Origin of the sequence: Paracoccus sp. ME4, assembly GCF_046736325.1 — a bacterium.
Lineage (GTDB): Bacteria > Pseudomonadota > Alphaproteobacteria > Rhodobacterales > Rhodobacteraceae > Paracoccus.
In genome coordinates, this window is the sequence record NZ_CP151276.1 from 2,382,361 (window position 1) to 2,396,422 (window position 14,062).

13 protein-coding genes are annotated in these 14,062 nt (G+C 65.7%); 8 read left to right on the forward strand and 5 right to left on the reverse strand.

Annotated features, from left to right (window positions below):
• Positions 1-86 precede the first annotated feature (86 nt).
• Positions 87-695, reverse strand: a complete 609-nt coding sequence (locus tag AACG61_RS12130) for an exonuclease (RefSeq protein WP_411837385.1) — start codon at positions 693-695, stop codon at positions 87-89.
• Between the two features lie 274 nt (positions 696-969).
• The gene (locus AACG61_RS12135; protein WP_411837386.1) at positions 970-1,482 is read right to left on the reverse strand and encodes an N-acetyltransferase family protein; all 513 of its coding nucleotides are present in this window, start codon (positions 1,480-1,482) and stop codon (positions 970-972) included.
• A gap of 1,113 nt (positions 1,483-2,595) precedes the next feature.
• On the opposite strand from AACG61_RS12135, the gene AACG61_RS12140 reads away from it, so the two are divergent.
• Genes AACG61_RS12140 through AACG61_RS12150 form a run of 3 tightly spaced genes read left to right on the forward strand, consistent with a single transcriptional unit; the run spans position 2,596 to position 6,972 of the window.
• Positions 2,596-4,440, forward strand: coding sequence for a hypothetical protein (locus tag AACG61_RS12140; protein ID WP_411837387.1), 1,845 nt, complete (start codon positions 2,596-2,598; stop codon positions 4,438-4,440).
• On the forward strand, positions 4,437-5,729 hold the full coding sequence (locus tag AACG61_RS12145) for a glycosyltransferase family 4 protein (protein WP_411837388.1): 1,293 nt from the start codon (positions 4,437-4,439) through the stop codon (positions 5,727-5,729). Before AACG61_RS12140 ends, AACG61_RS12145 begins: the two co-directional genes overlap by 4 nt.
• Positions 5,722-6,972: a choice-of-anchor Q domain-containing protein gene (locus AACG61_RS12150; RefSeq protein WP_411837389.1), complete on the forward strand. Its 1,251-nt coding sequence runs from the start codon at positions 5,722-5,724 to the stop codon at positions 6,970-6,972. The genes AACG61_RS12145 and AACG61_RS12150 overlap by 8 nt, the downstream gene beginning before the upstream one ends.
• Here the strand turns inward: AACG61_RS12150 and AACG61_RS12155 are convergent.
• The 3 genes from AACG61_RS12155 to AACG61_RS12165 form a co-directional block, all read right to left on the reverse strand.
• Entirely contained in the window at positions 6,956-7,798 is an 843-nt protein-coding gene (locus tag AACG61_RS12155) for a hypothetical protein (protein ID WP_411837390.1), read from the reverse strand. The two genes, AACG61_RS12150 and AACG61_RS12155, sit on opposite strands and share 17 nt — an antisense overlap.
• A 72-nt stretch (positions 7,799-7,870) precedes the next feature.
• Positions 7,871-8,674 carry a Crp/Fnr family transcriptional regulator gene (locus tag AACG61_RS12160; protein ID WP_411837391.1) on the reverse strand — a complete coding sequence of 268 codons (804 nt, stop codon included), beginning with the start codon at positions 8,672-8,674 and terminating at the stop codon, positions 7,871-7,873.
• 175 nt (positions 8,675-8,849) lie between these two features.
• Positions 8,850-9,446, reverse strand: coding sequence for a hypothetical protein (locus AACG61_RS12165; protein WP_411839549.1), 597 nt, complete (start codon positions 9,444-9,446; stop codon positions 8,850-8,852).
• Between AACG61_RS12165 and AACG61_RS12170 the strand changes: the two genes are divergently transcribed.
• The 5 genes from AACG61_RS12170 to AACG61_RS12190 are packed head-to-tail and all read left to right on the forward strand — an operon-like array spanning position 9,327 to position 14,059.
• Positions 9,327-9,758 (forward strand): acyltransferase, encoded by a 432-nt coding sequence (locus AACG61_RS12170; protein WP_411837392.1) that lies wholly within the window; start codon positions 9,327-9,329, stop codon positions 9,756-9,758. The genes AACG61_RS12165 and AACG61_RS12170 overlap by 120 nt on opposite strands.
• Positions 9,755-10,774, forward strand: coding sequence for a Gfo/Idh/MocA family protein (locus AACG61_RS12175; protein WP_411837393.1), 1,020 nt, complete (start codon positions 9,755-9,757; stop codon positions 10,772-10,774). Before AACG61_RS12170 ends, AACG61_RS12175 begins: the two co-directional genes overlap by 4 nt.
• Positions 10,771-11,901 carry a DegT/DnrJ/EryC1/StrS family aminotransferase gene (locus AACG61_RS12180; RefSeq protein ID WP_411837394.1) on the forward strand — a complete coding sequence of 377 codons (1,131 nt, stop codon included), beginning with the start codon at positions 10,771-10,773 and terminating at the stop codon, positions 11,899-11,901. Before AACG61_RS12175 ends, AACG61_RS12180 begins: the two co-directional genes overlap by 4 nt.
• A complete protein-coding gene (locus tag AACG61_RS12185) occupies positions 11,898-12,893 on the forward strand; it encodes an NAD-dependent epimerase/dehydratase family protein (protein ID WP_411837395.1) in 996 nt (331 codons plus the stop codon). The genes AACG61_RS12180 and AACG61_RS12185 overlap by 4 nt, the downstream gene beginning before the upstream one ends.
• Entirely contained in the window at positions 12,890-14,059 is a 1,170-nt protein-coding gene (locus AACG61_RS12190) for a DegT/DnrJ/EryC1/StrS family aminotransferase (protein WP_411837396.1), read from the forward strand. The genes AACG61_RS12185 and AACG61_RS12190 overlap by 4 nt, the downstream gene beginning before the upstream one ends.
• Positions 14,060-14,062 lie beyond the last annotated feature (3 nt).

Genomic DNA, 14,062 nt, shown 5'->3' on the forward strand with positions numbered 1-14,062 from the left:
GCGGCTGCAATATCCCGCGTTGCCGATACCGAGCTGCAGCGGCATGGAGAACCCTAAGCGGAACATGGATCAAGTAAGCTTTGGAATTAAGCCATATCCGACGGCCTCAATTTTTCCCGCTGCAGAAGAGCCTGGACGACGTAGGCAACAGAGAGCGCATCATCCAAGGCATCATGTCCTTGGAGCGGCGGATGTTCGATCTTGAAGTAGTCGGCCAGTCTGTTGCTGCGCGTCTTCTTGATATCTGCATATGGCATCCCTGCTTTCAATAAGAGGGCGCAAGCATTGCCGAACTGCGTAGCTGGAATGGGTGGCGCCAGCCCCTCTACATAGCAACTGATCGCCACCATATTGAATTCATCCTTCCCCCACGACCATAGCCGCGCGCCGGAAGCGAAATTCTTAGTGCGTTTAAGAGCTTCGTTGAGGGATAGCCCTTCCTGTTTGATGTCGTCTTCCGCAATACCGGTCAGCTTCGTGAAAAATGGGTCAAGGGTGAACTGCTGGCCACGTCGATCACGGGGAATGACGTACAGGCGTAAGGTGTCCAGCAGTGGAAAGTCTTCCTCCAGACCTATTTTTGCCGCGCCAATCTGAGCAACAACTGGATCTGGATCATATGGCCCGCACCAGAAGCGCGACGGTGAACCTTCGGCAGTCAAAAACTCGCAATCGAAAACTAGGGCATGTTTCACTCTGCTTATCTCCCTGAATTTGGGAACAGCCTATGCTCTCTGCGCCAGGTCAGGCAACGACCGCTTCGTCCCGCATAGCAGACTGTGACCCGTCGATCTCGCTGCGCCAAGCACGAATTTCCGGTTTGGGGTAGCTGCAAGGCAGCGCACGATACAGGCCGACCGGCTGCTTTGGGCCGGGAGCGCGGGTCGGAGGCCGCCCCAGCACCGCTCCTGTTGCACCTAGCCGCAGATCGACGCGAAGAGCCCTTCGCGGACAGTCTAGCGCTTTTATCTACGGGGAGATCACACGTCTAAACACATCATTCAGGTATGCTTGTTCATGGATGTGGAAGTGTGTGGTTCCAACTTTTTCAAAGCCCTGCCTCAGATAGAAGGCGATGGCGGGGGCGTTCTCGGAATTGGTTGTCAGCCAGACCGAGGGTGCACCTGTGTCTAGTGCGTAGTTCAAGCCTTGTTCCAGCAGCGCCCTTCCAAGTCCTCTGCCGTGATGGCGCGGCTGGACGTAAAGGGTCGATATCTCCATGGTGGAGCAACCTGCGACAGGAGCTGGCTTGCCGTGGCTAATGCGGATAAACCCATCAAGGCCGTCTTCGTTTTCTGATACGATTACATACTCGTTTGGATCTTCTAGCAGAGCCGCAAGCTTGGGCGATGTGAACTCGCTCAGCGCAAATTCTGCGAAGAACGCGTTCACGCCCTTCCGGATATAGGCCCCCAGCCAAACCTCGATTGAAATAGCGGCAAGGGCCAGTGCGTCAGAGGCATGCGCAAGGCGAAATTTCATACTTCAATCTCCAAAGTTATACCGACTTCAATGGTTTCGAAGGATATTGCTCACCGGCAGCTTTGTCCCGCAAAGCAGACTGTGACCCGACCATCTCGCCGCGCCAAGCGCGAATGTCCGGTCTGGGGATGCTGCAAGGCGGCGCCAGGCTGGCGCTGTCGGGCCGCTATGGGCCGGGTGCGCAGGCTCGCGGCTGCCCCGCGCCGTTCCCGACACCACGACGGGCAGATTGGGCCAGCGGCGAAGCAGTGGTCGCTTGAGCAGTCGAACTTCAGAGCGCCACACGCCCTGCGGATTGAGACGCCCAGTTCGCGGGATCGTTCCGGCTTTAGAGCTTTGGCCAAACGACATCCTGCACCATTTGAAGGTTCAAGGTCAGGTCACCAAAATCACGCTCTTGGCTCAGCCACCGCGTCAGCGCCGACAGCCGAATGCCCAGATCGTCCGCGCTCTCCCGCCGCGTCCGACCTCTGCCAGCGCCCGCCGCACTGCTTCACGCCGAATCTCCAGTGTCGGTCTGTTCCCGTTTCCCAGAAAACACCTTCTGGTTCCTCAGTTGGTGTGCTCCTCTTTCCCGGGCAAGTCCGGGTCACGGCTGGATGGCGGATGGGTCGCGTTGCAGCCCCTCCCTTCGGACACGACTTGCGCGGCGGATCATCCCTATGACCAACTGGTTTTGATCGCGCCTTAGTGCTGTCGTAGGGCCGCGCGGCCTATAAACGGAACTGGTCGATGAAAAGACGCCTCCCTCTCGTCTGTGCAGCAGCCGCGGCAGTCACCCTGATCGCAGCAGGGCTGCCTGTAGGAGGCTCGGGACAGGATGGCATTTTTGTGGCGCTTAGAGAGGCGCAAACCGGCGTTCACCCAGCGCGTGTCTTTCAGTTGGTCCGGGCAGAGGGCATAGGCAAGCAGTCCGAAATCACCTTGGAGGGGTCGGACGGCCTGCTGCCACTCAGGGTCTGGCGCCCCTCCGACGACCCCGAAACGCAATTGATCCGCCCGAGGCAGCCACTGAAGTGGGACCAAGCCTATCGGCTTTGCTTGACCGCCGAGCGGCAGCGTGTCGCGCGGCGGCTGCTTCCGATCCTACGGCATTGCGTCGGATTCCGCACAATGACACTGCCCTTGGCACAAGGGGCGGAGGACGCGGATATCCTGGTCCTGCTGGGCCGGGACGACGCCTACGGCGCGTTTTATCCCGCCATTCTGGAGGCCGAGGGTTTCCCCGACGTGGCCAGCGTGCCGGTCGAGCGGTTCCGCCCCGGAGGCCTGGCCGGGCGGGCGGTCGTCATCCTGGCCTCTGGAACGGTTCCGGACGCGTTGGCCTTGGCGCTGGAGGACTGGATGCGCGGCGGCGGTCTGTTGGTGGCCATGCGTCCCGGCGCCGATCTGCTGCCCATGTTGGGCCTGTCCACCAGCGCCGGCGCGTTCCGTGGCGGCCAGCTGGTGGCTGATGCGCGCCTTCCCCTGACGCAGCGACTGGCGCATGGCCCGATCCGCCTGCATGGCCGGATCGAGCCGTTCACGACGCGGGCTCCGCCCGATCATCGTTCAGATGCCGGCGACGCAGCCATCCTCGCGGACCCGCCTCCATGGCTGGCCCGTCTGCAGGACCGGCACGGCACGCCCCTGCCCTACCCGGCGGCGGCCATGAACCATGTCGGACAGGGCATGGCGGCGGCATTTCCCTTCAGTCTTGCCGAGACGGTCGCCGTGACGCGGCAGGGCAACCCGCAGTGGGCAGGACAGGACCGAGACGGCTTTCACCCCCTGCGCGCCAATGACCTGTTCTATCCCGACCATCTGGACATGAATGCGCTGCATGTTCCCCGAGCCGACGAACTGCAGCGCCTGCTGGCCAATGTCATCGTGGCCGGGACGTCGCGGCCCATCCCGCGGTTCTGGTATCTGCCGCAACTGCGCCGCGCCGTGATCCTGCTGACCGGCGACGACCATGCCACGCAAGGCGGCACGCAGCGCATGTTCGATCTGCTGGAAAGTTTGGATCGTCCGAACTGTCGGCTTGATCGGTGGGACTGTCTGAGAGCCAGTTCCTATCTGGACCCCGAGACGCGGTTCGAGGCGGCCACGTCCTATGCCGCACGTGGGTTCGAGATCGGCCTGCATGTCGACAGCGGCTGCCGCGATCGCGCGCCGCACGATCTGGCCGAGATCATGGACGACCAGATGGCCCAGTTTGCGCTCCGTTTCCCCGATCTGCCGCCCCAGCAGACCACACGGCTTCACTGTATCGTCTGGAGCGGATGGGTCGATGTGCCGCGCATCGAACGGGCGCAGGGCATCCGGTTGGACCTCAACCATTATACCTGGCCACCGTCATGGCTGGCGCAGCGCGCGGGCTTCATGACCGGGTCGGGCTTTCCCATGCCGTTTGTGGATGAGGATGGTCAGCCGATGCCCATCCTCCAGGCTGCGACCCATCTGGTGAACGAGAACGGCGTGCCCCATGCCTTCGGCGTGGCCAGCCTTCTGGACAGAGCTCTGGGCCGCGAGCAGTTCTTTGGCGCCTTCGGGTCGCACGTGGACTATACCGACGATTATGCGGGCGCCATCATCAAGGCGGCGACAGACCGGGGCGTCGCGCTGATCTCGGCGCGCCAGATGCTGGACTGGTTGGACGCGCGCAATGGTTCTACCCTGTCGACAGGATCATGGAATCGGTCGGCGCTGCAGATGACGCTGATGCTGCGACCGGGGGCGGATCAGGCCTCGGTCATGCTGCCGGCGGTGTTTCGCGACGAGGCGCTGACATCGGTGCGCTGCAACGGCCAAGACATGCCTATCACGCGGATCGACATCAAGGGCATCGTCTACGGCTTCTTCCCGGCCACGGCCGGGGCCTGCCGCGCCACCTATGACCGGGCAGAGGCCACCCTTCGAGAGCGCCCGGCATCTTCCGTGAGGGATGCATCATCCGACCGGGAGGGCGGACCGTGAGGGTGCTGCTGTCGGCCTATGCCTGCCAGCCCGGCATGGGATCAGAGCCTGGCAAGGGCTGGCTTCTTGCGCAGGCCCTGATGCGGCAGGGCTGCGAGGTGACCGTGCTGACCTGCGGATCGCATCATCGTGCCGCCATCGAGGCGCATCTGGACGCCTGCCCGTCCGAGCCCCGGCCGACTTTCCTGTGGCATGACGTTCCCGGCTGGCCCGGCCCCGGTTATGACCAGCCGCGCCATATCCGACAGCATTACATGCTGTGGCAGATGACGGCCCGCGCCCCGGTCCGCAGGCTGCTGCGTCAGCGGCGGTTCGATGTGATCCATCACCTGACCTGGACGGTGCTGCGCTGGCCCTCGCATCTGGGTGGTCTTGGACCGCGTTTCGTGTTCGGACCCGTGGGCGGCGGCGAAAGCGCGCCCGTCGCCCTGCGTGCCGGCCTGTCGCCTGTGGCGCGGCGGCACGAGGCGCTGCGCGACCTCCTGAACGCCATCGGCCGGATCGATCCGCTGGTGCGTCTGTGCCTGCGCCGGGCCGATGCGATCCTGGTCACCGATGCCGCGACCCGCGCCCATGTCCCGGCCCGGCACCGGGGCAGAGCGGTCGTCGTGGCCGACATCCTGGCCCCTGACCTGCCGGTGGCGGAGGATGAGATCGGCCCGCCCTCGGGCGCGGCCTGGCGCGGCCCGCCGCGGCTGCTGTTCGCGGGGCGGTTGGAGGCGTGGAAAGGCGCGCACCTGGCGATCATGGCCCTGAGCGTGTTGCGCCGCAAGGTCAGGGATGCGCGCCTGACCATCGCCGGCACGGGCCCCGAGGCGGTCGCACTGCGCCAGCTGACCGTGCGCCTTGGAATGCCGGACGAGGCCGTCACCTTCGCCGGCCTTGTGCCACATCGACAGATGGCAGGGCTTTATGCCTGTCACGACCTGTTCGTCTTTCCCAGCCTGCACGATTCCGGCCCGCATGTCATCGGTGAGGCGCTGGCTGCGGGTCTTCCGGTCATCTGCCTGGATCTTGGCGGTCCGGGGGTGGCGGTCAATGCCTCCTGCGGGTCGGTCGTGCCGACATGCGACGCGGATCCCGCCCAATTGGCCGCGCGGATCGCGGATGCGGTGGTCGACGTGATCCGGAGCCCCGCCCACCTGGCCGCCCTGGAGCAGGGGGCCCGCGACCGCGCGGCGCTGTTCACCCCAGACATGCGGGCGCGCGACCTGATCGCGCGGTTCTATGAGCCCGCCGCCCTGTCCACGCCCGGGGTGGTGCGCCCGAACAGGACGCTGCATGTCTAGGCGCGCGCCGTGGTGGACGGTGGCGCTTCTGGCCTGCTCAGGCCCCGCCTGCGCCGATCGCGTGATCCATGTCGCCGCCGGAGCGCAGGATGGTGACGGCGGCCCGTCGTTCCCCTTTGCCACCCTGTCACAGGCTCTGGATGGGGGCCTGAAACCTGGTGATACGGTGCTTGTCGCGCCGGGCACCTATCGAGAGCAGGTCTTTCTGCGCGATGACGGCGCCCCGGGCCGCCCGATAACCCTGCGCTCGGCGGTGCCCGGCGGCGCACGGATCAGGCCGCCTCCGGGCAGCTACAGCACCCTGCATCTGCGCGGCGATCACCTGGTCGTCGACGGCTTTGACGTGGTCGGCGGGGCGGGACATGCCATCGACGCCGAGCGGGTCCACCATGTCACCGTGCGCAACACCGTCGCCCATCACAGCGGCGGCAGCGGGATCTCGTTCCATCTGACCGAATTCCAGCTGATCGAGGACAACCGCGTCTTCGGCAATGCCGCAACGAACGGCTACCAGACCAGCGGGATATCGGTCTCCTCCAACATCGACCTGACCGGGGACAGCCGCCAGTCCGGTTTCCGCACCATCGTGCGGAGGAATATCAGCCATGACAACATCACCCTGGCGGTGCCAGGCCCGCATACGGACGGCAACGGCATCATCATCGACTGGTTCCGGAACGAGGGGATCGGCCACCCGCCCTATTCCCACCCCACGCTGGTCGAGGACAACCTGACGTTCCGCAACGGCGGAAAGGGGATCCAGATCTTCATGAGCGACACCGTGACGGTCAGGAACAATACCGCCTGGCACAACAACCGCGACCTGGCAAACCCCGGAACCGAACGCGGAGAGATCACCGTCACCCGCAGCGCCGCGCGATGCGTCGTCACGAACAACATTGCCGTGGCATCCGCCGCGATCCATCCCGACAACACGGCCTTCAGCCTGGCCGGACCCTCGGTCGTCGCGCGCCACAACCTGGCCCATGGCGCACCGGTTGCGCTGTGGCACGGCGCGCGCTTTGATCGGGCGGGAGGCAATCTGGACGGGGTCGATCCCGCCTTTCGCAATCCCGATGCGGGCCTGTTCGATCTGCAGGCCGATTCGCCCGCGATCGACGCGGGCACCGGTCGGCGACTGTACTCGGCCCGCGATCTTGCCGGCGCGCCCCGTGTGAACGGACCCATCGACATGGGTGCGTTCGAACACCGCCCCGATCCGGCGATCAGTCGGGAGCGATGATCTCGATGCCGACCGCCTGAAACGACCGCATGGCATCGGGTCGCAGCGCGGTGGCTGGACCGTGCCTGTGACGCCCCGACCGTTCGTAGTCATGGGTCCAGTGATTGTCGGGACCGAAGGTCATGAACAGCGCCACCCGATCCGGACGCCGCCGCAGAATCTGACGGATGCGCGTCAGCATCATGTCGGCGTCGCGTCCGGAAAGGCGCGCGATCATCCGGGTGGCACGCCCCAGCAGGCGTGTGGCCAGATCGGGGGCCTGACCCGCATGATCGATGCGCACGTCAAAGACCACCACGTCGCCCGGATGGGTCTCCAGCCGGACGACGGGCCCTGTCGCGACATCGCCGCACCGCTGAGAACCGGGCCGCACCCGCAAGGCGGCCGGCGATCCCGCCGTCTGATCCTGCAAATAGATACCAACCTTGTAGACGGCAAAATCGTCCGCCTCGAACAGCGACGACCCAAGGTTCATGTCGGGCGTGATGTCCTTGTGCCAACCGGACGTGGTGTTCATCATGACGTCGCATTCCCCGGTCAGCAGAGGGGTGCTGTGGCCGACATGAGTCCGGATCACCTCGGCCAGGTCCGCACTGAGCGCGGTGGCGGCCAGGCCGTCGACAGCCTGCAGCGCCCGGAGCTGGATCTTGCCGCCATAGCGCATCCGCCCCGAATGGCGGAAATGTGTCGTGATCGCGACACGCAAGGCCTGCACCTGATCAGGGTCAAGCGCGTTCCTGACAATGGAAAAGCCCTGTCGCCGCATCTCGACGATCGCGGCCGAAGGGTCGGTGGATGTGAGTGTCTGCTGTGTCGTGATCGACATGATGCGTCCTTGAATCTTGTGGAATTCACGCGAGGGCGCGGCAGGGCGTCATGGCCCCGTCATGTCCGGTTGTCATTGCGGGCGCGGGGGCCCTGCATAGTGCGGACCGACAGCGGTGTGGCGGAAGTCGTCGATGGGCCGCAACAGCCTCTGGGCCGGGTCATGGTCCAGATAGGCCGGGTTGAACTCCGCGAAGCGGATCATCGCTGGCCGGTCAATAATGACGACAGTGGCGTGTCGAAAGCTGACCAGATCCATTTCGCGCAACGACCGCAGCGTCCGATTGAGATGCACCGCCGTCATCCCCAGCACGTCCGCCAGTACGTATTGCGACAGCGGGCAGACAAAGCGGTGTCGCTCTCCCAGACCGGCCCGCGTCACGCGCTCGGACAGTTCCAGCAGGAAATGAGCGGTGCGGACCTGCGGCTTGCGCCTTGCGACACCGATCAGATGCTCCATCAGCACCGCATGGTCGCGGGCCATCGAGAACAGCAGTCTTTCGCGCAGCGACGTGTTGACTTCATCGGCTGCCAGAAGGTTGTGACGAGAAAAAGGATACAGTTCGACTGGGGTGATCGCCTCGATCGCGCTTGGCGCGGCGCTCAGCATCAGATTGGACAGGCCGACGAGGTCGCCGGGAAGCCGTATGTCAAAGATCTGGTCGCAGCCGTTCATCAGATGGCGCACCGAACAGGCCCATCCCGACAGAAGCATGTATGCTTTACACGTAAGCTGGCTTTCAAACGCGATCGTCTGACCAGCCGGAACCCGGATGATCATGCGCCGCAACGCCTCGCTTTCTGCCCGAGTGGCGGGGCCTGTTCCGAGAATTGCGTCCAGCAGCGCATAGGCGTGGAGACTGTCTTTGTCGGACATGATCTGCCTCAATCGTGATCGCCCCGGCGCCCGACGGCTATGTCCGACAGGCACCGGGTGATAGCCGTCGGTGGATGCAGTTGCCACTCGACCGGGGACTGTCAGAGGAACGGTCGCAAAGAGACGCGCCGCTCCGGCGACCAGAAGCGCATAGGCCACTGGGCCCGGCAATGATCTAAATCAGTGCGGCAACTGTTTGCGGTCTCTCAAGAATCACTCGATCAATGCGCCAAATCGTCGCGACCAGATAATCCTGTTGCGAGACTGGAAAATAAATAGCGTATTCAATTTCTTGCGGTCGCACCTTGGACATCCCGGGAATATCACGGCCCTCGCGGACAGCCCCGGGCACCACACCCACCTGACCAAAAGGACAGGTCTTGTACAGAAGATGGTGTTGGGGCGCCGGCGTTGCGATTTCGGTCAGTGCGGGCGCGCATCCGAAACAGCCGCGGGTCGGCGATACGACCAAGGGTGCGATGGCACCACGCCCCTGCCGGTGTACCCTTATCAGACCAAGGGTCCAATCACGGCCCCATAGCCTGCAGGGGGAACCCGCGTGCCCATCATTGACTGCACTCTGGCCGCGGATATCCGCATACCCTGCCCCGATCTGGTCAACCTCTATGGATGCCGCATCGGCCAGCAGACCATGATCGGTCCGTTCGTCGAGATTCAGAAAGGCTGCACCATCGGGGCGCGCTGCAAGATATCGTCGCATGCCTTCCTGTGCGAGGGCGTCGTCCTGGAGGACCACGTCTTCGTCGGTCACGGGGTGATGTTCACCAACGATCTTCTGCCCACCAGCACCAATCCCGACGGGTCGTTGAAGGGGGCGGATGACTGGGTTCTGATGCCCACACGCGTCTGCCGCGGCGCCTCGATCGGATCGAATGCGACGGTCCTTTGCGGTATCACGATCGGCCCGGGCGCATTGATCGGGGCAGGGGCGGTCGTCACGCAGGACGTGCCGGAATTCGCGATCATGACGGGTGTGCCCGCCCGCATCACGGGCGATGTCAGGCGGCGCCCAGACCGCGAAGGAGCAGGCCATACAGGCTGGAAGCCGAAGGTGACATCATGATCCGCCTTGGACTTGCCGGATATGGATATTGGGGGCCGAACCTGGCGCGGGCCGTGACCGGCCTGCCGGACTGTCGGCTGGAGGTCATTGCGGACATGGCCCCGCCGGCTCTGGCGCGGGCGGCGTTGGCCCATCCGGGCGCCCGGCTGACCCCCTCGATCGCGCAGATGATCGCCGACCCGCAGGTGGACGCGGTCATGATCGCGACCCCAGTGACGACGCATTTCGAACTCTCCATGGCCGCCCTGCGCCACGGCAAGCATGTCCTGGTCGAAAAACCTATGGCCGAGACCGCCGACCGCGCCCGGTTGATGATCGACGAGGCCGCCCGCCGCAACCTGGTCCTGATGGTCGATCACACCTTCGTCTATACGGGCGCGGTTCAGGCGATCGCACGCCTGATCGAGGCCGGAGAGATCGGCGCGCTGTTCTACTACGACAGCGTGCGGGTGAACCTTGGGCTGTTCCAGCGTGACGTGAACGTCATCTGGGACCTGGCGGTTCATGACTTCTCCATCATGGAGCGGCTGATCAAGGCGCGCCCGGTCGCCATATCCGCCAGCGCGGCAGGGTTCCTGCCCGACCGCCCCGAGAACCTGGCGCATCTGTCGGTCTATTACGACGACGGCGCGATGGCGCATCTGAACGTCAACTGGCTGGCCCCGGTCAAGATCCGCCAGACGCTGATCGGCGGCAGCCGCAAGATGATCGTCTATGACGACATGCAGGCCAGCGAAAAGGTCAAGGTCTATGACCGCGGCGCGGAGGCCCCTGCCGATCCCTATGCGCAGATGATCTCGTATCGCTTGGGTGACATGCACGCCCCGGCGCTGTCCCCCAAGGAGGCGCTGGTCACCGAGGCGGAGGAGTTCCTGCGCTGCATCCGCGACAGCGCCGTCCCCTTGACGGACGGTGCCAGCGGCCTGCGCGTCGTCGAGATGCTGGAGGCCGCCAGCCGGTCCTCGGGGCTGCGCGGATTTCCCATCGACCTGACCACGTTGAAGGAGGCGTCATGATCCGGTTTCTGGACCTTCAGGCACAATATGCCCAGGTCGCCGCACCGTTGGAGGCGGCGGTCTTGGCCACCCTGCGCAGCGGCGACTATGTGCTGGGCGAACCGGTCCGACAGTTCGAACGGGCCTTTGCCCAGGTCTGCGGGGTGCGCCATGCCGTGGCGGTCAGCACCGGCACCGCTGCGCTGCATCTGGCCCTGGTCGCGGCCGGGATCGGTCCAGGGGACGAGGTGATCACCGTCCCGGCCACCTTCGTCGCGACCGTCGCGGCCATCCTTTACGCAGGGGCCACGCCCGTCCTGGTCGATGTCGACCCGCGCAGCTGGACCATGGACCCCGCCGCCATCGCGGCGGCGATCACCCCCCGGACCCGCGCCATCATGCCGGTGCATCTGCACGGCCGGCTGGCCGACATGGCCGCCATTCGCGACATCGCGCATCGCCATGGCGATCTGATCGTCATCGAGGACGCGGCCCAGGCCCATGGCGCGCGCCGCGGCCTGAGGGCGGGAGCGTTCGGACGCATGGGCTGCTTCAGCTTCTATCCCGGCAAGAACCTCGGGGCCTGCGGCGAAGGCGGGGCGGTGGTCACGGATGACGACGACCTGGCCCATCGGCTGCGATGCCTGCGCGATTGGGGGCAGGCGGGCAAGGGCCACCATGTCCTGAAGGGATTCAACTATCGCATGGACGCCGTGCAGGGCGCAGTCCTGGCCGCCAAGCTGCCCCATCTCGAGGAGTGGAACGCCACACGCCGCGCGATCGCGAACCGCTATGATCAGGGGCTGGACACCGCGATCGACCGTGCGGCGGGCCCGTTCGGCCTCGACCATGCCTGTCACGTCTTTGCCATCCGGGTGCCGGACCGCGACGCGCTGCGCGCGGTGCTGGACCGGGCGGGCGTGCCGACGGCGGTCCATTACCCGTGCCCGGTCCACCTGCAGCCCTGCCACGCCGATCTGGGCCATCGCGCCGGAGCCTTTCCCGTGGCCGAGGCGCTGGCCCGCACGACCCTGTCCCTGCCGCTGCACCCCCATATGCCGCCCGACCAGGTCCAGACCGTCATCGACGCCGTCAACACCGCCCTCCGATCCTCCGTGACCCGTTCCGTCGAAAGGCAGGCCTCATGACACAGTCCCTTGCGGGCAAGCGCATTCTTGTCACCGGCGGCGCGGGGTTCGTCGGATCGCATCTGATCGACGCGCTGCTGATGCAGGGCTGCGGACAGGTGGTGGCGGTGGACAACATGATCCGCGGCCGTGCCGCGAACCTGGCGGCGGCGATGTCGGACCCGCGGCTGCGGCTGGTCACGGGCGACATCTGCGACGGGCCCCTGATGGACCGTCTGGTGGGCGACAGCGATCTGGTGTTCCATCAGGCGGCCCTGCGGATCACCCATTGCGCCGCCGACCCGGACCTTGCGATGCGCGTCATGGTCCAGGCGACGCATGACCTGCTGCGGCACTGCGTGCGGCACCGGGTGGCGCGTGTCGTGATGGCGTCGTCGGCCTCCATCTATGGGATGGCCGCGGCCTTTCCCACGACCGAGGCCGCGCCGCCCTATCCCAACCGCACCCTCTACGGTGCCGCCAAGACCATGGGCGAGGGGCTGTTGCGCGCCTTCAACGACATGGAGGGCCTGAACTATGTCGCGCTTCGCTATTTCAACGTGCACGGTCCGCGCATGGACCTGCACGGCCGCTATACCGAGGTCATGATCCGCTGGATCGAGCGCATCGCCGCGGGTCTGCCGCCGATCATCTTCGGCGACGGGATGCAGACGATGGACATGGTGGATGTGCGCGACGTCGCCCGTGCCAATATGCTGGCGGCCACCGCGCCCGTCTCGGATGCGGTCTTCAACGTCGGATCGGGGACCGAGACCTCGTTGATGCGGCTGGCGGTGATGCTGGCGGCGGCGATGGGACGGCCCGACCTTGTCCCCATCCACGCCCCGGAACGGGCGGTCAACCCGGTGCCCCGACGACTGGCCTCGACGGCGGCGGCCCGTCGCGACTTGGGCTTTGTCGCGGAGATCCCTCTGGATCGCGGCCTGGCCGACCTGGTCGCCTGGTGGCGCGACCAGGCCGACCGGCCCGCCATGGTCGGGGTGGCGCCATGATCCCCATCGCCATGCCCCTGCTGGGTGAGGCCGAGGCCCAAGCCGCCCACGCCGCGGTGCTGTCCGGTTGGGTCTCGCAAGGGCCCCAGGTCGCCGCCTTCGAGGCGGAATTCGCCACGCTGACCGGTGCGCGCCATGCCTGCGCCGTCTCGAACTGCACCACGGCGCTGCACCTGGCCCTGCTGGCGGTCGGGGTGGGGCCAGAGGACGAGGTCATCACGGTCAGCCATTCCTTCATCGCGGGCGCCAACGCGATCCGCCAATGCGGCGCGCTGCCGGTCTTTGTGGACATCGCGGCGGGGGGCTACAACATCGACCCGGCGGCGGTGGCGGCGGCGGTGACGGCGCGGACCCGCGCGATCCTCTGCGTGCATCAGATCGGCATGCCATGCGACATGGAGGCCGTTATGGCCGTCGCCCGCGCCCATGACCTGCGCGTGGTCGAGGACGCCGCCTGTGCGGCGGGCGCTCAGATCCGCATCGGCGGCAGCTGGCAGCCCGTCGGGCGACCCTTGGGCGACGTGGTCTGTTTCTCATTCCATCCGCGCAAGGTCATCAGCACCGGCGAAGGCGGAATGCTGACCACCGACGATCCGCGGATGGATGCGCAGTTCCGCCTGTGGCGTCAGCACGGCATGTCGGTCTCGGACACCCGCCGCCATGCCAGCGACCGGGTCATCATCGAGGATTACCCTGTCGCCGGCTTCAACTATCGCATGACGGACATCCAAGCGGCAATCGGGCGCCAGCAGCTGCTGCGCCTGCCCGGCATCGTCGCCGCGCGCCGCGCGCTGGCGGCCCGCTATGCTCAGGCGCTGATGCAGATGGAGGGGGTCACAGCCCCGGCAGAACCGGGCGGGATGCGGTCGAACTGGCAAAGCTATGCTGTCGGACTGGACCCGGACCTGGATCAGCGCGCGCTGATGCAGCACATGCTGGAGATCGGGATCGCTACCCGCCGGGGCATCATGTGCATGCATCTTGAGGCGGCTTGCGCCGACATCCCGCAGCGCCACGACCTGTCACGCTCCGAAGGGGCGCGCGATCACACCGTCCTTCTGCCGATTTTCGCGCAGATGGACCACGACCAGCAGGATCAGGTCCTGGCGGCGCTGCGCGACGCGGTGGCGGCGCAGCATCCACGCCGGAGTAGGCTGACCGCCTGACAG

What these genes read in the sequence shown, in the direction of transcription:
- AACG61_RS12180 (WP_411837394.1), top strand. Translation starts at nt 10,771, where the DNA reads ATGATCCGGTTTCTGGACCTTCAGGCACAATATGCCCAGGTCGCCGCA.
- AACG61_RS12140 (WP_411837387.1), top strand. Translation starts at nt 2,596, where the DNA reads ATGACACTGCCCTTGGCACAAGGGGCGGAGGACGCGGATATCCTGGTC.
- AACG61_RS12185 (WP_411837395.1), top strand. Translation starts at nt 11,898, where the DNA reads ATGACACAGTCCCTTGCGGGCAAGCGCATTCTTGTCACCGGCGGCGCG.
- AACG61_RS12155 (WP_411837390.1), bottom strand. Translation starts at nt 7,798, where the DNA reads ATGTCGATCACGACACAGCAGACACTCACATCCACCGACCCTTCGGCC.
- AACG61_RS12150 (WP_411837389.1), top strand. Translation starts at nt 5,722, where the DNA reads ATGTCTAGGCGCGCGCCGTGGTGGACGGTGGCGCTTCTGGCCTGCTCA.
- AACG61_RS12170 (WP_411837392.1), top strand. Translation starts at nt 9,327, where the DNA reads ATGATCGGTCCGTTCGTCGAGATTCAGAAAGGCTGCACCATCGGGGCG.
- AACG61_RS12175 (WP_411837393.1), top strand. Translation starts at nt 9,755, where the DNA reads ATGATCCGCCTTGGACTTGCCGGATATGGATATTGGGGGCCGAACCTG.
- AACG61_RS12160 (WP_411837391.1), bottom strand. Translation starts at nt 8,674, where the DNA reads ATGTCCGACAAAGACAGTCTCCACGCCTATGCGCTGCTGGACGCAATT.
- AACG61_RS12190 (WP_411837396.1), top strand. Translation starts at nt 12,890, where the DNA reads ATGATCCCCATCGCCATGCCCCTGCTGGGTGAGGCCGAGGCCCAAGCC.
- AACG61_RS12135 (WP_411837386.1), bottom strand. Translation starts at nt 1,482, where the DNA reads ATGAAATTTCGCCTTGCGCATGCCTCTGACGCACTGGCCCTTGCCGCT.